Origin of the sequence: Kitasatospora sp. NPDC057904, from assembly GCF_042887925.1 — a bacterium.
Lineage (GTDB): Bacteria > Actinomycetota > Actinomycetes > Streptomycetales > Streptomycetaceae > Kitasatospora.
Map to the genome: position 1 here is coordinate 160,504 of NZ_JBHVOL010000001.1, position 21,262 is coordinate 181,765.

At 72.8% G+C, this 21,262-nt stretch carries 12 protein-coding genes; 6 read left to right on the forward strand and 6 right to left on the reverse strand.

Translation table 11 applies throughout. From position 1 onward, the window contains the following. Positions 1-8 precede the first annotated feature (8 nt). Both ACFVSN_RS00790 and ACFVSN_RS00795 read right to left on the reverse strand, forming a co-directional pair. Positions 9-632, reverse strand: a complete 624-nt coding sequence (locus ACFVSN_RS00790; RefSeq protein WP_387597726.1) for a glycosyltransferase — start codon at positions 630-632, stop codon at positions 9-11. An 18-nt stretch (positions 633-650) separates the two neighbouring features. Then, complete coding sequence (locus ACFVSN_RS00795; protein WP_387597723.1) at positions 651-2,447, reverse strand: acyl-CoA dehydrogenase; 1,797 nt, start codon at positions 2,445-2,447, stop codon at positions 651-653. 145 nt (positions 2,448-2,592) lie between these two features. On the opposite strand from ACFVSN_RS00795, the gene ACFVSN_RS00800 reads away from it, so the two are divergent. Beyond that, positions 2,593-3,021, forward strand: a complete 429-nt coding sequence (locus ACFVSN_RS00800; RefSeq protein WP_380445910.1) for a nitroreductase family deazaflavin-dependent oxidoreductase — start codon at positions 2,593-2,595, stop codon at positions 3,019-3,021. Positions 3,022-3,134: 113 nt separating this feature from the next. On the opposite strand, the gene ACFVSN_RS00805 is transcribed toward ACFVSN_RS00800, so the two are convergent. Together ACFVSN_RS00805 and ACFVSN_RS00810 are read right to left on the reverse strand one after the other, a co-directional pair. Continuing rightward, complete coding sequence (locus ACFVSN_RS00805; protein ID WP_387597720.1) at positions 3,135-3,617, reverse strand: CYTH domain-containing protein; 483 nt, start codon at positions 3,615-3,617, stop codon at positions 3,135-3,137. A 92-nt stretch (positions 3,618-3,709) separates the two neighbouring features. Further along, complete coding sequence (locus ACFVSN_RS00810) at positions 3,710-4,198, reverse strand: hypothetical protein (protein WP_387597718.1); 489 nt, start codon at positions 4,196-4,198, stop codon at positions 3,710-3,712. Between the two features lie 233 nt (positions 4,199-4,431). On the opposite strand from ACFVSN_RS00810, the gene ACFVSN_RS00815 reads away from it, so the two are divergent. After that, on the forward strand, positions 4,432-12,408 hold the full coding sequence (locus ACFVSN_RS00815; RefSeq protein ID WP_387597715.1) for a DNRLRE domain-containing protein: 7,977 nt from the start codon (positions 4,432-4,434) through the stop codon (positions 12,406-12,408). Positions 12,409-12,514: 106 nt separating this feature from the next. After that, the gene (locus tag ACFVSN_RS00820; protein ID WP_387597712.1) at positions 12,515-13,000 is read left to right on the forward strand and encodes a hypothetical protein; all 486 of its coding nucleotides are present in this window, start codon (positions 12,515-12,517) and stop codon (positions 12,998-13,000) included. Positions 13,001-13,017: 17 nt separating this feature from the next. Here the strand turns inward: ACFVSN_RS00820 and ACFVSN_RS00825 are convergent, their stop codons facing one another. Continuing rightward, complete coding sequence (locus ACFVSN_RS00825) at positions 13,018-14,421, reverse strand: short-chain fatty acyl-CoA regulator family protein (protein ID WP_387597710.1); 1,404 nt, start codon at positions 14,419-14,421, stop codon at positions 13,018-13,020. 346 nt (positions 14,422-14,767) lie between these two features. Between ACFVSN_RS00825 and aceA the strand changes: the two genes are divergently transcribed. The 3 genes from aceA (at position 14,768) to ACFVSN_RS00840 (ending at position 18,762) form a co-directional block, all read left to right on the forward strand. After that, positions 14,768-16,060: an isocitrate lyase gene (gene aceA, locus ACFVSN_RS00830; RefSeq protein ID WP_387597707.1), complete on the forward strand. Its 1,293-nt coding sequence runs from the start codon at positions 14,768-14,770 to the stop codon at positions 16,058-16,060. Positions 16,061-16,169: 109 nt separating this feature from the next. Further along, complete coding sequence (gene aceB, locus ACFVSN_RS00835; protein ID WP_387597704.1) at positions 16,170-17,780, forward strand: malate synthase A; 1,611 nt, start codon at positions 16,170-16,172, stop codon at positions 17,778-17,780. Between the two features lie 124 nt (positions 17,781-17,904). Further along, on the forward strand, positions 17,905-18,762 hold the full coding sequence (locus ACFVSN_RS00840) for a 3-hydroxybutyryl-CoA dehydrogenase (protein WP_387597757.1): 858 nt from the start codon (positions 17,905-17,907) through the stop codon (positions 18,760-18,762). A gap of 89 nt (positions 18,763-18,851) precedes the next feature. Here the strand turns inward: ACFVSN_RS00840 and metE are convergent, their stop codons facing one another. After that, the gene (gene metE, locus ACFVSN_RS00845; RefSeq protein ID WP_387597701.1) at positions 18,852-21,167 is read right to left on the reverse strand and encodes a 5-methyltetrahydropteroyltriglutamate--homocysteine S-methyltransferase; all 2,316 of its coding nucleotides are present in this window, start codon (positions 21,165-21,167) and stop codon (positions 18,852-18,854) included. Positions 21,168-21,262 lie beyond the last annotated feature (95 nt).

The window sequence follows — 21,262 nt, forward strand, 5'->3', positions numbered from 1 at the left end:
CCGCGTGGCTACCCGCGAGCGATGCGGGCGAGGAGCGGAGCGGCGCCGTCCTCCGCGGCGATCCCACGGGCGAGCTCGGCCGCACCGCGGCCGTGGGACGGGTCGGCGGGCAGGCCAAAGAGGGCGCGTAGCCGGGTCGCTGCACCTGCGAAGGCACGTTCGGCGCGCTGCAGCACGTCCCGGCCCGCGGCGAGGTTACCTGCGCCGGTGTCCCGAGCGTTGGGCAGCGGGAATTCGGCGGTGGCGATCGCCGGCACGAGATAGGTACCGATGACGGGGACGCCGAGCGCCTCGCCCGCCGTCCGGCCGAGCGGTGCCGGGCCGAAGGCGGTGAGCAGCAGGTCGGTCCCGTCGGCCACCGCGTCCGCGACCCCGTCGGCGAGTCCGTCCGCGTACGCCCTCGTCAGCACCCGGACCTCCTCGCGCGACGCGGCCCGGGCGCGGTCCCGGATCAGCCCGTGCGGGTCACCCGGCACGGGCCGGAAGCCGAGGCCGCACCCGCCGACGAGCGCGGCGAAGGACGGGTGGGCGGCCACGGCCACCTGGTGGCCCGCTTCCAGCAGGCGGCGCCCCAGGCCCGTGTACGGCGCGACGTCTCCCCGGGAACCGGCGGTGATGATCAGAATGCGCATGCGGCGATTCCGGCAGGCTCAGAACGCGTCGTCGGGCATCTCGACCGTGGTGCGGTCCAGGCTTTCCAGGAGCTTGAACTGCGCCTCGGTCTTGGGCAGTTCGTAGCGGAAGAAGAACCGGCAGGCGTGGCGCTTCCCCTCGTAGAACGGCCCGCTGCCGGCGTCGGCGGCGAGGAGCTGCTCCAGCCACAGCCACGCGACGACGGTGTGGCCCACCGCTTCGAGGTAGATGCTCGCGTTGGCCAGGGCCGTCTCCGGGTCACCGGTCGACCACAGCCGCCGGGTGACCGAGACGACGCGCTGGGCGGCCTCGTCGAGCCGCGCCGCGTACTCGGCCGCGTCGCCGCCGACGCCCTTGGCGCGGGCGATCGTCGCATGCACCGTCTCCACGAGCAGGCGCAACCCGGCGCCGCCGTCCATGACGACCTTGCGGCCGAGCAGGTCCAGGCCGTGGATGCCGTGGGTGCCCTCGTGGATGGGGTTGAGCCGGTTGTCGCGGTAGAACTGCTCGACGTCGTACTCGCGGGTGTAGCCGTAGCCGCCGTGCACCTGGATGGCGAGGCTGTTGGCCTCCAGGCACCACTGGGAGGGCCAGCTCTTGGCGACGGGCGTGAGGACGTCCAGCAGGAGCTTGGCGCGGGCCCGGTCCTCGGGGGACGCGCCGGTGCGCTCCTCGTCGAGGAGGCGGCCGCAGTACAGGACGAGCGCCAACGCGCCCTCCGCGTAGGACTTCTGGGCGAGCAGCATGCGGCGCACGTCGGCGTGGGCGATGATCGGCACCTGGGGCGCGTCCGGGTCCCTGCCGGTGAGCGGACGGCCCTGGGGGCGGGTGCGGGCGTAGTCCAGGGCGTGCAGGTAGCCGGTGTAGCCGAGCGCGGTGGCACCGAGTCCGACGCCGATCCGGGCCTCGTTCATCATGTGGAACATGTAGGCCAGTCCGCGGTGCGGCTCGCCGACGAGGTGCCCCACGGCGCCGGGCCCGCCGCCCGGCCGGTGGACGCCCTCGCCGAAGTTGAGCAGGGTGTTGGTGGTCCCCCGGAAGCCCATCTTGTGGTTGAGCCCGGCGAGCACGACGTCGTTGCGCTCGCCGGCCGAGCCGTCGGCGGCGACCAGCACCTTGGGCACGATGAACAGCGACAGGCCCTTCACGCCGGGCGGCCCGCCGGGGATCCTGGCCAGCACCAGGTGGACGATGTTCTCGCCGAGCTCGTGGTCACCGCCCGAGATCCACATCTTGTTCCCGAACAGCCGGTACGTGCCGTCGCCCTGCGGCTCGGCCCGGGTGCGGATGTCGGCGAGCGAGGAGCCGGCCTGCGGCTCCGACAGGCACATGGTGCCGAAGAACCGTCCCTCCAGCATGGGCCGGACGTAGGTGTCGACCTGCTCCCGGCTGCCGTGCGCCAGCAGCAGGTTGGCGTTGCCCGCCGTGAGGAACGGGTAGCCGGACGTCCCCGGATTCGCGGCCTGGAACCACGCGAAGCAGGCGCTGGCCACGACGGAGGGCAGCTGCGCGCCGCCGACCTCGTAGTCCATCGCGCTGCCGAGCAGGCCCGTGCCGGCGAAGACGGCCAGCGCCTCCTTGACCTCCGGGATCAGGTGGACCCGCTCGCCGTCGAAGCGCGGCTCCTCGGCGTCGTTCCGCTTGTTGTGCGGCGCGAAGTGCCGGGTGGCGACCTGCTCGCTGAGGTCCAGGGCCGCGTCGAAGGTCTCGCGCGAGTGGTCGGCGTAGCGCGGCCGCCCGGTGAGCGACGGGACGTCCAGCCATTCGTACAGCAGGAAGTCGAGGTCGCGGCGGGAGAGGAGCAGAGAGGTCATGGCATCGTGCCTTTCAACTCGACGAGCTCCGCCCGAGGCTACCCGAGCCCGAATCCGGTGTCGGGGCCCGCGTCCGGGACTGAAGGGGGCAGGCTGGGGGAAGGGCTCGGTCACACCCGGCACCCATCAGAGTCAGGAGTTCGGCATGAGTGAACCGCTCGACTTCAACGCGAGGACCATCGCGGAGTTCCGAGCGAACGGCGGCTTGGTCGGCGGGCCCTTCGAGGGGGCTCCGCTCGTCCTGGTGCACCACCGCGGACGCACGAGCGGCAAGGAGTACGTCGCCCCGATGATGTGCCTGCCGCACGACGACGACCCGGACGTCGTCTACGTCTTCGCCAGCAAGGGCGGAGCACCCACCGATCCGGACTGGTACCGCAACCTCACCGCCGCCGGCGAGGGCACCGTCGAACGCGGGACGGAGACGTACCGGGTGTCCGTGCGCGAGCTGACCGGCGACGAACGCGACCGCGTGTACGCCGAGCAGGCCCGGCGCTACCCGGGCTTCGCCGAGTACGCCCGCCAGACCGCCGGCATCCGCGTCATCCCGGTGCTCGAACTGACCCGCGCCTGATCCGGGGCCCCGGACCTCCGCCGGGGCCGCGCGGTCGTACCGGGGCGCACGCCCGACTCCCCACCGGATCGGCTCCGGCGTTCCGGTGGGGCGTCGCGTGCCGGGCCGGCCCGTCAGGCGGTGGGCTCCTCGGCCGGCGGGGTGCCGCGCAGGCACAGGTTGCGGTTGTTGTACTCGCTGCGTCCGGTGACGTCGGTGCCGAACCAGTCCGGGGGCTCGAATGCCGTCGCCTCGGCGGTGCTGTCGAATTCGACCTCGACGGTGAGCAGGCCCGCAAGGGCGCCCTCGTAGGTGTCGAGTTGGGCGGTGCGGCCGTCCTCCAGCGGGACCTCGGTGCGGACCTTGGTCAGCCGGGCGCCCTCGGTGGCGGGCCACAGGGCCGCGACCTGCTCCTCGTCCAGGGCGGTCTCGTACTCGGCGCGCTCCAGGCCGCCGCCGTGCTTGACCGTCAGCATGGAGCCCTCCGGCGTCCGGCGGATCCGCACCTCGGAGTCGCCGCCGCGGGTGAGGTAGCCCTGGCTGATGGCCGTCGAGGCGGCACCGGCCGTCCCGGGGACGCGGTCGACCAGGAACTTGCGCTCGATCTCGCTCGGCATCCGGTTTCCTTTCCTCGTGCTCAAGACCGGTCGTCAGGCGGCCGACGTCGTATGCCGAGCTTGTGGGGCGCCGGTCGGTCTCCGGGCCCGGCTCATCCCGGGAGCGAGGACGCCCCGCCGATCGCGGCGAGCAGTTGGAACGGCAGCTCCCGGTCCCCCTGGCCGATGGCCAGGGCGAGCCACCGGTCGGAGGAGGGTGGCTGCCACAGCTGCATGCTGCCGGCGAGGTTGCACAGGAAACCGAGCGGCTCCGGGGCCACGAACTCGGGGTCCGGATGGTCGAACCCGAGATACGGCCACAGGTCGACCGTCGCGGGGCTGCCCCAACGGGCGGTCAGAGCGGCGGCAAGCGCGTCGAGATCGGCTTCCAGCTCCTTCTCGGCCGCCTCGACGACCTCCTCGCTGCGGTCGTCCCAGAAGTCCCGGCTCTCCCGGAGCACGGCCACGTGGAATCCGGGCCCACTCCACCCGTCACCTTTCTCCGGCTTGCCCTCCTGCTCGGGGAACGGCAGGGCACTCAGTTCATCGATGATCGACAGCTGGGCTTCGGTGAAGCCCGTCGACCGGTGCTGGCTCGCCATGGACGAAGCCTAACGTGCACCCGGCCCCGGCGGCCCGTCCATCTCGGAACAACAGTGGCCTCACCATGACCAACTGAGACAGATTCATCAACGGTCCCCTTATATGGACATAAGAGACACTCAATGAACAAACTTTGCCGATTCGATATGCAATTTGGTCATCCAGCCCGAACACTTCTGCGATCTTGGAAAGGCAAAACCCTTTACCATTGCTATTCACGGAGTAAACTCTCTTGCCATCGAGGAAGCAGGCCTCGTCCCGGTTCGGGGGCGGGGCCTTCACCACGCGCGGGCTGCGGCGGACAGCCGTCGTAGCCGCGCTCGCGATGCTGGTCGAGACGGGGGTCGCGCTCGACGCGATCACCGCCGAGGCCCAAGCCGCGCCCGCGAACGCCAAGGCGCCGGCCACCGCGCCGGTCAACGAGGCACCGGACGCCGCGTCCGCGCTGCTGGCCGCGCGGCTCAACGGACGCCGGATCGAGGTCACCGGCGCCAGGACCGCCACCACCACCCTCTGGGCCGACCCCGAGGGCACGCTGACCCAGGACACCGCGACCGGACCGGTCAGGGTGAAGGTCGGCGACGCCTGGGTCCCCGTCGACACGACGCTCGTGGAGACGGCGGACGGCAAGGTCGCGCCGAAGGTCCACCCGGAGGGCCTCGTGTTCGCCGGCGGCGACGCCACGGTGAAGACCGGAGACCCGGTCGCCCCCACGACCCCCGCCTCCACGGCCCCGGCCGCCGCCGACACCACCCGGGCCAGCCGCAGCGAAGCCCGCGCGCAGGACGGTCCGTTCACCACACCCGCAAAGCCCGCCGACGCCGCAAAGCCCGCCGAGCGCGAGCTGGTGACGATCGGCACCGGGGAGCAGCAGGTGCAGTTCGGCTGGCTCGGCCGGCTGCCCAAGCCCAGGCTGGAGGGCAGCAAGGCGACCTACGCCGACGCCCGCCCGGGTGTGGACCTCGTCCTGGAGGCCACCCGGACCGGCTTCGAGCAGTTCCTGATCGTCAAGGACCGCTCGGCCGTCTCGCAGGCCGGCACGATCACGCTCCCGGTCGACACCAGCGGTCTGGACGTGATCCGCAAGGACGACGGCTCGATCGAGCTGACGGAGCGTCCCTCCGGCAAGGTCCAGGCGAGGATCCCCGCCCCGGTGATGTGGGACGCGACGGTCGACCCGAACTCGCAGGAGCACACCCGGCGCGCGCCGGTGGCGATGGAACTGCGCGGCTCCGGTGCCGACGCCGAGCTGGTGTTCACCCCGGAGGCGGGCTTCCTCGCCGACCCGGCGACCAGCTTCCCGGTGACGATCGACCCCGCGCTCACCGTCGGGCCGTCCTTCGACACCTTCGTCCAGCAGGGCTACGCGACCGACCAGTCGTCGGCCGTCGAGCTGAAGCTGGGCAACAACGGCAGCGGCCAGGTCGCCCGTTCGTTCCTGCACTTCCCCGAGGGGCCGTACCACGGCAAGCACATCCTCTCGGCGAAGCTGAACCTCTACAACTGGCACTCGTGGTCGTGCGAGCCCTGGTCCTGGGAGGTCTGGGACACCGGCCTCGCGTCCACCGCCACCCGGTGGACCAACCAGCCGGGCTGGAACAAGATGTGGGCGGTCAGCAACAAGACGGCCGGCAACGAGACGGCCGGCTGCGGCAACGCCTGGGTCAGCCAGGACGTGACGAGCCTGGTCGCCGCGTGGTCCGACAACGGCTACACCAACAACGCGCTCGGCCTGCGCGCCTCCACCGAGACGAGCCCGTACTCGTGGAAGCGCTTCGACTCCGCCGAGGGCTCCAACCCGCCGTACCTGTCGGTCACGTACAACACGGTCCCGACGGCCCCGCCGGCGGTGGACGTGTTCCCCGCGCACCAGGGGAACCCGCGCTACACCTCCTCGGCCACGCCCACCTTCCAGGTGCTGGCCAGTGACCCCGACGGCGGCGGCCGGGTCGGCGCCGACTTCGACCTGTACCGTGCGGGCGTGTTCGTCAAGCGCGTCTACAAGGAGGTCCCGAACGGCAGTTACGCCCAGGTGAAGCCGGCCGACTTCGGGATCGCGAAGCTCGACGAGGGCGTCACCTACTCGATGGGCGCCCGCCTCTGGGACGGCACCGACAACTCGCCGTGGGCGCCGCAGGACGTGGTCGTCGTCGCCGACACCACCAAGCCCGGCGCGCCCTTCGTCACCTCGCCCGACTACCCCTCGGACGAGGCCTGGCACGGCGCCGCGGGCCAGGCCGGGCGCTTCACGCTGACCCCGCCGGCCGGCACCGGTGACGTGATCGGCTACGTCTACACCCTGGACGGCAAGTCGCCGACGACGGTGGACGCGACCGGGGCGACCACCGCCTCGATCACCCCGCCCACCGACGGCACGCACGTCCTGAAGGTGCAGACGAAGGACCGCGCCGACAACCTCTCGGACCCGGCCGTCCACACCTTCAGGGTCGGCAAGGCGGGCGTCGTCTCGCCCGTGGACGGCACTCAGGCCGCGAAGCGCGTCAAGCTCGCGGTCGACGCCCAGACCCAGTTCACCCGGGTGACCTGGCAGTACCGCCGCGGCCCCGGCGCCGCCGAGTTCGACGTCCCGGCGGCCCACCTCGCCAAGGCCGACAACACGCCCGTGACCGGCACCCGGCCGCGGCTGGCCGAGCTCGGTGGCCACGCCAACTGGTCGGTGCTGGAGTCGCTCGGCCGGGTCGGCGGCGTCGTGCAGGTGCGCGCGCTGCTCTACACCGACAAGGACACCGACGCCGCGTACCCGACCGCCTGGTCGACCTTCACCGCCGACCCCAACGCCGACGGCGCGGCCGGCACCGAGGTCGGTCCGGGCTCGGTCAACCTGCTCACCGGCGACTACTCGGTCGACGTCACGGACACCGACGAGTTCGGCATGGCCACCAAGCGCTCCTCCTCCTCGCGCGGCACCGACCGCGGCTGGCAGGAGCAGGGCGAGCGGCTGACGGCCAACCAGCAGCAGGTGTCCACCGACACCACCGGCTTCCTGGCCACCCCGGGCACCGCCCTGCGGGCCACCGACCGGGGCCAGGGCTCCTCGACCGACTCGCTCAAGGTGCTGCCGGACGCCAACAAGTCCGGTGACACGTACGCGCTGCTCGGCGGCTCGGGCGGCCTGCAGCTGGGCATGAAGCCCGGCCGCACCTACCGGGTCAAGGCCTGGGTCTACGTGCCGTCCACGACCGGCCTGACCGCCGGGTACGACGACCGCGGCATGCGGATCGTCGTCGTCCACGGCAAGACCGGGGCGCTCACCACCACCGTCTCCCGCAAGGCGCCGTACACCGACGCCTGGGCGGAGCTCACCACCGACGTCACACTCGCCGCGGACGCCACCGAGGCGCAGGTCCGGCTCTACAACGGGCACTCGGACAACGCCGACCGGCCCGTGTACTTCGACAACATGTCGGTGCGCGAGCTCGTCGCGCCGTTCGGCCCGCAGTGGGCCGGCGGGGCGCAGGGCGAGGCGGCCGAGTACGTCTCGCTCGCCTTCCCGGGCGCGGACGCCGCGGTGCTCAAGGCCACCGACGACACGTCGGTCACCTTCGCGCGGGCGCAGGACGGCACGCTCTACCCCGAGCCGGGTGCCGAGCACCTCGGCCTGAAGGCGACCGGCGCCACCTACACGCTGACCGAACTGGACGGCTCCACCACGGTGTTCGCCCGCCAGGGCGAGTCCGACGTGTACGCCGTGCAGTCCTCCACCGGCCCGGACGCCGCGTCCACGACCCGGTACGTCTACGACTCCACCGACCGGCGCGCGGTGGTCAAGCGGGTGATCGCGCCCGTGGAGCCGGGCGTGGACGACGCCAACGGCTGCGCCGTCGACCCGCTGCCGCGCGGCTGCGAGGTCACCGACTACGACTACGCGACCGCCACCACGGCCGTCGCCGGCACCCCCGGCGACTTCACCGACCGGGTGCGGGCCGTCAAGGTCTGGTCGTGGAACCCGGTGACCGCCAAGCAGGAGGCCGTCGAGGTCGCACACTACGCGTACGACGAGCGCGGCCGCCTCGCCCGGGTGTGGGACCCGCGCCTGGCCCAGCCGCTGAAGACGGCGTACGGCTACGACGACGCCGGCCGGGTCACCCGGATATCCCCGGCCGGGGACCTGCCGTGGGACTTCGACTACGGCAAGGCCGCGGCCGACCAGGACCCGGGCCGGCTGCTGAAGGTCCGCCGGGCCTCGCTGGCACCGGGCAGCAAGGACCGGGTGGACGGCGAGATCGCCACCACGGTGGTCTACGACGTGCCGCTGACCCGCGGCGCGGGCGGCCCGTACGCGATGTCGGGTCCGGACGTCGCGGCCTGGGCCCAGACCGACGCGCCGACCGACGCCACCGCGGTGTTCGGCCCCGAGGACGACCCGGGCACCGGCACCGCTTCGGCCGCCAGGCCGGGCCCCGACGGCTACCGGGCCGCCACCGTGCACTACCTCGACGCCTCCGGCAGCGAGGTCAACACCGCGACCCCGTCCGTCACCCCCGGCGGTGACATCGACACCAAGGAGTACGACCGCTACGGCCACGCGGTCCGCGCCCTGGACGCGACCGACCGGTCCATCGCCATCGGCACGCACCCCGACACCGAGCGGTTCGTCGCGGAACTCGGCCTGCCGGCCGACTCCGCCTCCCGCGCCCGGCTGCTGGACCACCGGACGGTCTACTCCCCGGACGGCCTCGACGTCGTCGAGACGCTCGGCCCGGTCTACCGCGCCTCGCTCGCCGAGCAGGTCGAGGGCCAGAGCGCGCCGGTGTCCGTCGCGGCCGAGGGCGAGAGCCTCGTCCAGCTCGGCGCGACCGACCCGCTGCGGGTGCAGACCCTCGCGCAGTGCTGCGCCGGGGCCGGCTGGTCCGGCGGCGCGCACGTGTTCTTCGGCGCGAACGAGGTCGGTGACAACGCGTCCTTCCGGGTCTCCGTGCCGGAGGAGGGCGAGTACCAGCTGACCGCGCTGCTGACCAGGGCCGCGGACTACGGCGTGGTCCAACTGTCGATCGACGGCCAGAACGTCGGCGGCACCTTCGACGGGTACAACCCGACCGTCACCACCAGCTCCTACACGGCGGGTTCGACGGTCCGGCTCGCCCGCGGTGACCACGAGCTGCGGCTCACCGTCACCGGGAAGAACCCGGCCGCGGTCACGCCGTACTACCAGGCGGGCCTGGACCGGGTCACCCTGACCAAGACCACGCTCAACCCGACCCTGCCGGCCGGCACCCCGGTGCTCGCCCGGGACCACAACACCAACACCTACGACGAGGGCAGGCCGGACGGCAGGACGTACCACCTGGTCACCAGCTCCACCGACGGCGCCCGCATCGACGGCTACGCCGCCGACGTCGAACTGCGCGTCACGAAGCACGGCTACGACGCGCCGATCGGCGGTGTCCCCGGGTGGCAGCTGCGGGTGGCCACCTCGGTCACCACCGACGCGCTCGGTGCCAAGCCGACCGCCTACCTGAAGTACGACGCGGCCGGCCGCGCGCTGGAGTCCCGCAAGCCCGACGGCACCGGCGCCGACGCGAGCACCGTGAAGTCGGTGTTCTACACGGCCGGTGCCAACCCGGACGACGCCCTGTGCGGCAACCGGCCCGAGTGGGCGGGCAGCCCCTGCGCCACCCTGCCCGGCGGTCCGGTCACGGGCGCGGACGGCTCCCGGATGCCGACCACCCTGCCGGTCAAGCGGATCACCCGGTACTCGCCGTTCGGCGAGCCGGAGGAGACGACGGAGACCAACGCCGGCAAGACCCGCAAGACCGTCACCACCTACGACGGGGCGGACCGGGTCACCTCCACCGAGATCACCTCGGACGAGGGCCAGGCACTGTCCAAGGTCACCACCGAGTACGACCCGGCGACGGGCGACGCGGTCAGGACCACCACCGACGGCAAGTCGCTGACCCGCGTCATGGACGCGCTCGGCCGGCTGATCTCGTACACGGACGCCGACGGCGGCACCACCACCACGGAGTTCGACCGGTTCGGCAAGCCGGTCAAGGTCACCGACCCGACCGGGTCCACCACGTACGCCTACGACCGCGCGAAGGAGCCGCGCGGGCTCGTCACCTCGGTCAGCGACAGCGTGGCGGGCGAGTTCACCGCCGCGTACGGTCCGGACGGCCAGCTGGTCGAGCAGACCTACCCCGGCGGCATCGTCCGCCGCGACACCTTCAACGCGGTGGGCGAAGCCACCGGCCGCACCTACACCCGCACCTCCGACAACACGGTCGTCTGGGCGCAGACCAGCGACGTCTCCACCCAGGGCCAGGTGGCCCGCAACACCAGCTCCACCGCCACCCGCACCTACCAGTACGACCGGCTCGGCCGGCTGGTGAAGGCCCAGCAGTCCAGCACCACCAGCGGCTGCGTCACCCGGCAGTACGCCTTCGACGCCCACTCCAACCGGCTCTCGAAGACCACCACGCCGGCCGCGGCGGACGGCTCCTGCGCCACCACCGGCGCGGTCGCCGAGAACCACGCCTACGACAGCGCCGACCGGCTCACCGACGCCGGCTACGCCTACGACGCCTTCGGGCGCACCGTGAAGACCGCCACCGGCGCGACCGACACCTACTGGGCCAACGACAAGGTCGCCGCCCAGGAGAAGGGGGACACCCGGCAGCAGTGGGCGCAGGACGCCGCACACCGGCCGACCGCCTACACCACCGCCAGGAAGCAGGCCGGCGGCAGCTGGTCCAACCTCACGTCGAAGCTGAACCACTACGGCGACGACTCCGACGAGGTCCGCTGGACCGTAGAGGACACCACCCAGGGCACCGTCACCCGCAACGTCTCGGGCCCGGACACCGACCTCGTCGCGACCACCGGCAGGACCGGTGACGTCCAGCTCCAGCTGACCGACCTCTTCGGCTCGGTGGTCGTCACCACCGACACCGCCCTCACCAGGCCGGTCGTGCTGGACTTCGACGAGTTCGGCGTCCCGCAGGACGGCCAGGCCGCCGTGCGGTTCGGCTGGCTGGGCGGCAAGGAGCGCTCCGCCGAGGCGCAGGACGGCGTCATCCTGATGGGCGCCCGCCTCTACAGCCCGGCCCTGGGACGCTTCCTGCAGGTCGACCCGGTGCCGGGCGGCAACGCCGGCCCGTACGACTACTGCACCGGCGACCCGGTCAACTGCACCGACCTCGACGGCAACTGGGGCATGCCCAAGTGGCTGAAGAAGACGGTCCACGTGGTGGCCAGGGTCTCCGAGGTCGCCTCGTACATCCCCGGCCCGATCGGTGCGGCGGCCGCGGCCGTCTCGTCGATCTCCTACGCCGCGACGGGCAACTGGCGCAAGGCGGCGGAGATGGGCGTCACCGCGCTGTCCGGACTGGTCGGTGCCAACACCGCGGTGAAGGGCGCCTTCACGGCCGTCCGCGCGAGCCGGGCGGCCGGGCGGGCCGGGCGGTTCGCCTCCCGGGCGCGCTCGGTGTTCCGCAGCTCCGGCTGCAACTCCTTCGCCCCGGACACCCCGGTGCTGATGGGCGACGGCTCGCAGCTGCCGATCGGTCAGGTCCAGGTCGGCGACTACGTGATGTCCACGGACCCGGGGACCGGCGGGTCCCGGCCCGAGCCGGTGCTCAACGTCATCGTCGGCTACGGCACCAAGCACCTGGTCGACATCCAGGCCGGCCCGGACGGCGGCCAGCCGCTGCGGGCGACCGCCGAGCACCCGCTCTGGGTCACCGGCAAGGGCTGGACGGACGCGGCCGCAGTCGAGGCCGGCGACGCCCTGATCGCCCCGGACGGCACGGTCAGCGACGTGACCCGGGTCAACGACCTCGGCTTCGTCGTCGACCAGCTGGTCTTCAACCTCACCATCGGTGACCAGCACACCTTCTCCGTCCAGGTGGGTGACAGCTGGGCGCTCTCCCACAACAAGTCCGCCGCGTGCCAGATCTCGATGCAGAAGCAGGCCCGGCACGTGCGGGGGACTCCGGAGTACCACCGGGAGGTGAAGAAGCGCGGCGGCCTCTCGACCTTCCACGGTTGGAAGTCCGCCCGCCGGTTCGTCGAGCACGCGTGGCGGCATGGGAAGGTGATCGAGAAGAAAAAGGGCAAGGAGGTTCGTGAGCTCGAGTTCGGTTTCGGCGTCGGCACCAACGCCAAGGGGCGGACGCAGACGAAGGTCCGCGTCCACCGGGACGCGAAGGGCAAGATCCACGGACACCCGTCAGGCCGGGGGTACTGACCCCTTCTGACACCTTGATCGACCGGGCCCGGCGCCTCGCGGAAACTTCCCGAGGCGCCGGGCCCGCACCGCACCACACCATCGCGCTGACGAGAGGAGACCCGTGATGACCGCGGCCTTCGAAGAGTTCGCCCGCCGCGCCTACGGCAGCCTCGACCACCCGACCTACCACCGGATCGGCAAGCTGCTCGAACAGGACCCGTACCGCCCGTTCCGGGCGTCCCTCCCGTCGTCCTGGCAGGTCGAGGACATCACCGACGACAACTGCGACGTCGGCTCGGTCTGGCGGATCGGCTGGGCCGGCGGCGGAGCCGTCCTGCGCCTGTCCGTCATCGGGCCGTACGCCACGGCCTTCGCCCTGCACCCCGACGGGTACGAGACCGACCGGTGCCTCTTCCCCGCCCCCGGTGCCCCGGCCCCCCGGGCGTCCGCCGCGGAGCCCGGCACCGAGGTGCACCGGCTCGCCGCACTCACCCGCGCAGCCGGCTTCGCCCTGCTCTCCGCACCGGAGCTGGCCCGTACCGTCCCGCTCCGGCTCCCCGACGCGGACGGCCCCGTCACCCTCTACGAGGCGCTGTTCTGCTTCGCCTGACGGGCGGCCGTCCTGCTTCAGCGTTCCGCGTCGGCCCGCACCGCGTACGGGACGAACGTGCTCGTGTGCTCGTCGACGGCCAGCGGCCGGCCGATGGCCGGGGCGGAGCGCTGGGGGCAGGCGGGGCGCTCGCAGACCTTGCAGCCGAGGCCGATGGGGGTCGCGGCGGCCTCGTCGGCCAGGTCCAGGCCGGTGGAGTAGACGAGGCGGGCCGCGTGCCGGAGCTCGCAGCCGAGGCCGATCGCGAAGGTCTTGCCCGGCCGGCCCCAGCCGCCGGGTGAGCGCGTGACGGCGCGGGCGGTCCAGAGGTAGCGGCGGCCGTCGGGCATCGCGGCGACCTGGACGTGGACGCGGCCTGGGGAGGCGAAGGCGTCGTAGACGTTCCACAGCGGGCAGGTGCCGCCGGTGCGGGAGAAGTGGAAGGCCGTGGCGGACTGCCGCTTGGAGACGTTCCCGGCGCGGTCGACCCGCACGAACGAGAACGGCACCCCGCGCAGGCCGGAGCGCTGCAGGGTGCTGAGGCGGTGGCAGACCGTCTCGTAGCCGACGCCGAAGTGGTCGGCGAGGTGCTCGATGTCGTAGCGGGCGGACTCGGCCTCGGCGTGGAAGGCGGCGTAGGGCAGGACGAGGGCGGCGGCGAAGTAGTTGGCCAGGCCGATCCGGGTGAGCGAGTGGGCCGCCGAGCCCCCGGGGCAGTCCTGGGCGGCGAGTTCGGTGAGCAGCGCGTCGTGCTCCAGGTACGCGAGCTGGGTGGCGAGGCGGAAGGCCTGCTGACCGGGGCGCAGCCGGTCGGAGAGCCGCAGGATCCGTCGGCCCGGGTCGTACCGGTGCAGCTGGTCCCCGCCGGCGGCGATCCGGACGCCGTGTACGGAGGTCAGCCGGTCGGCCAGCACCGCCCTCACCTCGCCGCGCCTGAGTCGGATGACGCTCGCCAACTCCTCGGCCGCGGTGTCGAGTTCATGGATGTAGTTCTGACGGCGGTAGAAGAACTCGCGGACCTCCTCGTGCGGGGTGCGGGCGTCCGCACCCGGTCCCCGGTCGCCCGCGAGCACGGCGAGCTGCTCGGCCATCGTGCTGCGCCCGCGGCCCAGGTCCGTCAACAGCCGGGCCACGGCGGGCAGTCGGGCGGCGAGCTCGTCGAGGTCACCCGGGGTGATGCGGCCGGCCGCGAGGTCGTCGCCGAGGGCGTCGCGCAGCTCGGCGGTGAGCCGGGCGCTGTCCGGCGGGGCGAAGTACCCGGCCTCGACGCCGAACGCCTCGGTGAGGCGCAGCAGGACGGGGACGGTCAACGGGCGGGCGTCGTGCTCCAGTTGGTTGAGGTAGCTGGGCGAGAGGTCGACGAGCCGCGCCATGCCGGCCTGACTCAGTCCGCGTTCCTCCCTGAGCCGGCGGAGTCTCGCACCCGCGAAGGTCTTTCCCATCGTCCTGGCTTCCCCTCGGTGTCGACGATCGGCGTGGCTCGGGCAGCCTAGCCGCGATGAGGCGCGGAGGGCCTTCGCAACCTTCGCGGATCTGCCGGCGACGCTTCGCAGAAATTGGCCCGGCTCCATCGGTGACGGCGGCGGCACCGGGTGCCAGAGTCGGTGCTGCGGCCGGGAGGCGTACAGGACGGCACCGAAAGGGGCAGGTCAACTGCTCTGCTCTGCCGTCCGGGCGACCACGTCCCGCGGTGTTCCATCGCTGCCCGGCGCCGCCCGGCCGCCCTCTCACCCGTGCGGAGAGAGGTACCTCACATCCTTCGCAAGACACCCCCGGGAGCGGATCACCATGACCCAGTCGGTTCGGCAGCAGCAGGAGCAGCAGGCGGCGGAGCTGGCCGCGCGGTGGGCGTCCGACCCCCGCTGGGCCGGCGTCGAGCGCACGTACACCGCGGCCGACGTCGTCCGCCTCTCGGGCACGGTGCGCGAGGAGCACACCCTGGCCCGGCGCGGCGCGGAGCGCCTGTGGCGCCAACTGCACGAGCGGGACTACGTCCACGCGCTCGGCGCGCTCACCGGCGGCCAGGCCGTCCAGATGGTGAAGGCCGGGCTGCAGGCGATCTACCTGTCCGGCTGGCAGGTCGCCGCGGACGCCAACCAGGCCGGCCAGACGTACCCGGACCAGAGCCTCTACCCCGCCAACTCCGTGCCCCAGGTGGTGCGTCGGATCAACAACGCCCTGCTGCGCGCCGACGAGATCGACGCCGCCGAGGGCACCGACGGGCCGGACTGGCTGGTGCCGATCGTCGCCGACGCCGAGGCCGGCTTCGGCGGCCCGCTGAACGCCTTCGAGCTCACCAAGGGCATGATCGCGGCCGGCGCGGCGGGCATCCACTACGAGGACCAGCTCGCCTCGGAGAAGAAGTGCGGGCACCTCGGCGGCAAGGTCCTCGTGCCCACCGCCCAGCACATCCGCACCCTCAACTCCGCCCGCCTGGCGGCCGATCTGGCCGACGTGCCGACCCTGATCATCGCCCGCACCGACGCGCTCGCCGCCAACCTCCTCACCACCGACGTCGACGAGCGCGACGCCCGCTTCTGCACCGGCGAGCGCACCGCCGAGGGCTTCTACCGGGTCGAGCCCGGCATGGCGCCGGTGATCTCCCGCGCCCTGGCCTTCGCCCCGTACGCGGACCTCATCTGGGTGGAGACCGGCACCCCGGACCTCGCCCAGGCGCGCGAGTTCGCCGAGGCGCTCAAGGCCGAGTACCCGGACAAGATGCTCGCGTACAACTGCTCGCCGTCCTTCAACTGGAAGGCCGCGCTGGACGACGACCGGATCGCCAAGTTCCAGCGGGAGCTGGGCGCGATGGGCTACCGCTTCCAGTTCATCACGCTGGCCGGCTTCCACGCGCTCAACCACTCGATGTTCCATCTCGCCCGCGGCTACGCCGAGCACGGCATGACGGCGTACGTCGACCTCCAGGAGGCCGAGTTCGCCGCGGTGCCGGACGGCTACACCGCCGTCAAGCACCAGCGCGAGGTCGGCACCGGGTACTTCGACCTGGTGTCCACCGCGCTCAACCCGCACGCCGAGACCCTCGCCCTGACCGGCTCCACGGAGGCCGAGCAGTTCCACTGATCCACCCCGGCGGCCTCTTCGGGGAGAGGACGCCCTTCACCCCGCAGCCCGGGGCCTCGTTGAGGGACGAGGCCCCGGGCCCCACCCACCCCGCCTCCTGGAGGACCGGATGAGCCAGCCCACCCGTACCGAGGTCCTCGGCGAGCACGAGGACCGCTTCGACGAGATGCTCACGCCCGAGGCACTCGCCTTCCTCGCGCGCCTGCACGACGAGTTCGCCGTCCGACGCGCCGGCCTGCTCGCCGAGCGCCACCGCCGCGCCGCCGCGCTCGCGGCCGGCGGCACGCTCGACTTCCTCCCGCAGACGCGCGCCGTCCGCGAGGACACCACCTGGCGCGTGGCCGGCGCCGGACCCGGCCTCGCCGACCGCCGGGTGGAGATCACCGGCCCGCCCGAGCGCCGGATGACGGTCAACGCGCTCAATTCCGGTGCGAAGGTGTGGCTCGCCGACTTCGAGGACGCCACCGCGCCCACCTGGCACAACCTCGTCTCCGGCCAGCTCAACCTGATCGACGCGATCGAGCGCCGGATCGACGACACGACGCCCGGGGGCAAGCGCTACCGGATCGGCGACGACCCGGCCACCATCGTCGTCCGCCCCCGCGGCTGGCACCTCGACGAGGCCCACCTGCTGATCGACGGCCGCCCGGCCATCGGCGCGCTGGTCGACTTCGGCCTCTACCTCTTCCACTGCGGCCGCCGCCAGATCGAGCGCGGCAGCGGCCCGTACTTCTACCTGCCCAAGCTGGAGAACCACCTCGAAGCCCGCCTCTGGAACGACGTCTTCACCTTCGCCCAGCGCGAGTTGGGCATCCCGTACGGCACCGTCCGCGCGACCGTCCTGATCGAGACCATCACCGCCGCCTTCGAGATGGACGAGATCCTCCACGAACTGCGCGACCACGCGGCCGGGTTGAACGCCGGCCGCTGGGACTACCTGTTCAGCCTCATCAAGAACTTCGCCCACCACGGCCCGCGGTACGTCCTGCCCGACCGCGCGACCCTCACCATGACGCAGCCCTTCATGCGCGCCTACACCGACCTCCTCGTCCGCACCTGCCACCGCCGCGGCGCCCACGCCATCGGCGGCATGGCCGCCGCCGTCCCGCAGCGCGACCCGGCCGCCAACGAGGCCGCCCTCACCAAGGTCCGCGCGGACAAGGAACGCGAGGCCGGCGACGGCTTCGACGGCTCCTGGGTCGCCCACCCCGGCCTCGTCGCCACCTGCCGCACCGCCTTCGACGCCGTCCTCGGCGACCGCCCCCACCAGCTCGACCGCACCCGCGAGGACGTCGACGTCACCGCCGCCGACCTGCTCGCCGTCCACCGCCTCTCCCCCGGCCTGCCGACCGACCACGGGCTGCGGTCCAACGTCGCCGTCGCCCTGCGCTACCTCACGGCGTGGCTCGGCGGCGCCGGGGCCGTCGCCGTGTTCGGCCTGATGGAGGACGTCGCCACCGCCGAGATCGCCCGCTGCCAGATCTGGCAGTGGCAGCACCACTGCACCCGGCTCACCGGCGGCTCCCTCGCCACCCCGGACCTGGTGCGCCGCCTGATCGACCGCGAGCGGGCCGCGCTCCTCGGCGAGGGCGTCGAACCCGAACTGCTCGACCACGCGGTGCGGATCCTCGAAGAGACCGCCCTCGGCGACGAACTCCCCGCCTTCCTCACCACCGAGGCGTACGCCCGCCACCTCGTCCGCGTCCGCGCCGCGGCCTGACCCGCCCACCCGTACGGAGGCAGCCTTGAACGAGATCCGCCGTCACGAGACCAGTCATGACGAAGCCAGCCGTGGCGAAGCCGGCCGTCACAAGACCGGCCGTGACAAGACCAACCGTGACGCGATCCGCCGCGTCGCCGTCGTCGGCGCCGGCCAGATGGGCTCCGGCATCGCCGAGGTCTTCGCCCGCGCCGGCCTGGACACCATCGTCTGCGAGAGGGACCCGGCCGCACTCCGGGCCGCCCGCGGCCGCATCGACCGCTCCCTGCACCGCGCCGTCGACCGCGGCCGGATCAGCCCGACCGACCGCGAGGACACCTGGGCCCACCTGCTGTTCGCCGACAACCTCGAAGCGCTCGCCGACCGCCAGCTCGTCGTCGAGGCCGTCATCGAGGACGAACGCGTCAAAACGGACGTGCTCACCGCGCTCGACAAGGTCCTCGCCGACGACGACGCGGTCCTCGCCCCCAACACCTCGTCCATCCCGGTCACCCGCCTCGGCAACACCACCGGCCGCGCCTCGCACGTCCTCGGGCTGCACTTCTTCAACCCGGCCCCGGTGATGCCCCTCGTCGAGCTCGTCTCCTCCCTGCACACCTCCCCACCCGTCCTGGCCCGCGCCGAGGCCTTCGCGCGCGACGTCCTCGGCAAACACGTCGTCCACTCCCGCGACCGCGCCGGCTTCGTCGTCAACGCCCTGCTCGTGCCCTACCTGCTGTCCGCGATCCGGATGGCCGAAGCCGGCCACGCCACCCCCGAGGACATCGACGCCGGCATGGTCCACGGCTGCGCCCACCCGATGGGTCCGCTCCGACTCGCCGACCTCATCGGCCTCGACACCGTCGAGGCGATCGCTCGGTCGATGTACGACGAGTACAAGGAGCCGCTCTTCGCACCCCCGCCCCTGCTCTCCCGCATGGTCGAGGCGGGCCTGCTCGGCCGCAAGACCGGGCAGGGGTTCCACCCGCACCGCGGGGTGTGACCGAGCCGGCCCCGCCGGTGTCCAGGCCTCTGTCGCGGAGGGCCGGACACCGGCGGGGCCTTGTGCTGTCCCCGGGGAAGGGGGTCGGATCAGCCCGCCAGTTCCTCGCGCAGGTGGCGGGCGGCGGCGACGAGGCTGTCGAGGGAGGCGCGGGTCTCCGCCCAGCCGCGGGTCTTCAGGCCGCAGTCGGGGTTGACCCACAGGCGCTCGGCCGGGATCGCCGCGAGGCCCGCGCGCAGCAGCGCCACGGCCTCCTCGGTGCTCGGCACGCGCGGGGAGTGGATGTCCCACACCCCCGGACCGACCTCGCGCGGGTAGCCCGCCCCGGCCAGTTCCCCGGCCACCTCCATGTGCGAGCGCGTCGCCTCCAGGGAGATGACGTCCGCGTCGAGCTCGTCGATCGCCGTCATGATCGCACCGAACTCGGCGTAGCACATGTGCGTGTGGATCTGGGTGTCGGCGCGGACGCCGGAGGTGGCGACGCGGAAGGCCTCCGTCGCCCAGTCCAGGTAGGCCAGGCGGCCGGCGGCCCGCAGCGGGAGGGTCTCGCGCAGGGCCGGCTCGTCGACCTGGACGACGGCCGCGCCGGCGGCCTCCAGGTCGGTGACCTCGTCGCGCAGGGCGAGGGCGACCTGGCGGGCGGTCTCGGCGAGCGGCTGGTCGTCGCGCACGAAGGACCAGGCGAGCATGGTGACCGGGCCCGTCAGCATGCCCTTGACCGGGCGGTCCGTCAGGCCTTGCGCGTAGCGGAACCAGTCGACGGTCATCGGGTACGGGCGGGAGATGTCCCCGGCCAGGACCGGCGGGCGGACGTAGCGCGTGCCGTAGGACTGCACCCAGCCGTGCCGGGTGGCGAGGTAGCCAGTGAGCTGCTCGGCGAAGTACTGGACCATGTCGTTGCGCTCGGGCTCGCCGTGGACGAGGACGTCGAGGCCCGCCTTCTCCTGGTAGGCGATGACCTCGCGGACCTCCGCCTCCATGCGCTCCCGGTAGGCGGCGGCGTCGATCCGTCCCGCGTTCAGGTCGGCGCGCGCGAGGCGCAGTTCGGTGGTCTGCGGGAAGGAGCCGATGGTGGTGGTCGGCAGCAGGGGGAGGCCGAGGCGGGCGCGCTGGGCCTCGGCGCGCTGCGGGTAGGCCTGGGCGCGGCGGGTGTCGTCGAGGGTGACGGCGGCGGAGCGGGCGCGGACGGCCGGGTCCCGGGTGATCGGCGAGCCGGCCCGGGAGGCGAGGTCGGCGCGGTTGGCGGCGAGGTCGGCGGTGATCGCCCCGGTGCCCTCGCGCAGGCCGCGGGCCAGCAGCGCCGCCTCCGCGGCCTTCTGCTTGGCGAAGGCGAGCCAGCGCAGGATCTGCGGGTCGACGTCGCGTTCGGCGGAGGCGTCGATCGGCACGTGCAGGAGGGAGCAGGACGGCGCGACGTCGACCCGGTCGGCGAGCCCGAGCAGGGTGGCCAGGGTGGCGAGCGACTGCTCCAGGTCGTTGATCCAGATGTTGCGCCCGTCGACCACGCCGGCCACCAGCCGCTTGCCCGGCAGCCCGCCGGCGGCGGCGAGGTCGTCCAGGTTGGCGGCGGCAGGTCCTGTGAAGTCCAGCGCCAGACCCTCGACCGGGGCCTTGGCGAGGACCGGGAGCGCCTCGCCCAGGCGGTCGAAGTAGCTCGCGACCAGCAGCTTCGGACGGTCGGTCAGCGTGCCCAGCTCGCGGTAGGCGCGGGCGGCGGCGTTGAGCTCGGCGGGGGTGCGGTCCTGGACGAGCGCGGGCTCGTCCAGCTGCACCCACTCGGCGCCGGCGGCCTGCAGAGCGGCGAGCAGCTCCGCGTACACGGGCAGCAGCCGGTCGAGCAGGGTGATCGGCCGGAAGTCGTCGTCGACGCCGGGGGCGGGCTTGGCCAGCAGCAGGTAGGTGACCGGCCCGACCAGCACCGGGCGGGCGGCGTGACCGAGCGCGAGGGCCTCCCGCAGTTCGCCGACCGCCTTGGCCGGATCGGCGGCGAAGGCCGTGCCCGGCCCCAACTCGGGTACCAGGTAGTGGTAGTTGGTGTCGAACCACTTGGTCATCTCCAGCGGCGCGACGTCCTGGGTGCCGCGCGCCATGGCGAAGTACCCGTCCAGCGGGTCGGCATCGACGGCGTCCCGGTGGCGGGACGGGATGGCGCCGACCGCGACGGTGGTGTCCAGCACGTGGTCGTAGAGCGAGAAGTCCCCGGTCGGGATCTCCTCGATGCCGGAGTCGGCGAGCTGCTGCCAGTTCCCCCGGCGCAGGTCGGCGGCGGTGGCGAGCAGCGTCTCGGCGGTGACGGCGCCCTTCCAGTACCCCTCGATCGCCTTCTTGAGCTCCCGGCCCCGGCCCTGGCGGGGGTAGCCGTACGCGGTGGCGAGGGTCGCCGCGGCTGCGGACTTCATGGTCAAGGGACTCTCCTTCGCGAGTCTGTCTCTCAAGTACCCGGCGACGGGACGAGGACGCGAAGGGATGACGCACCGGGCGAACCGCTGCACGGGCAGCT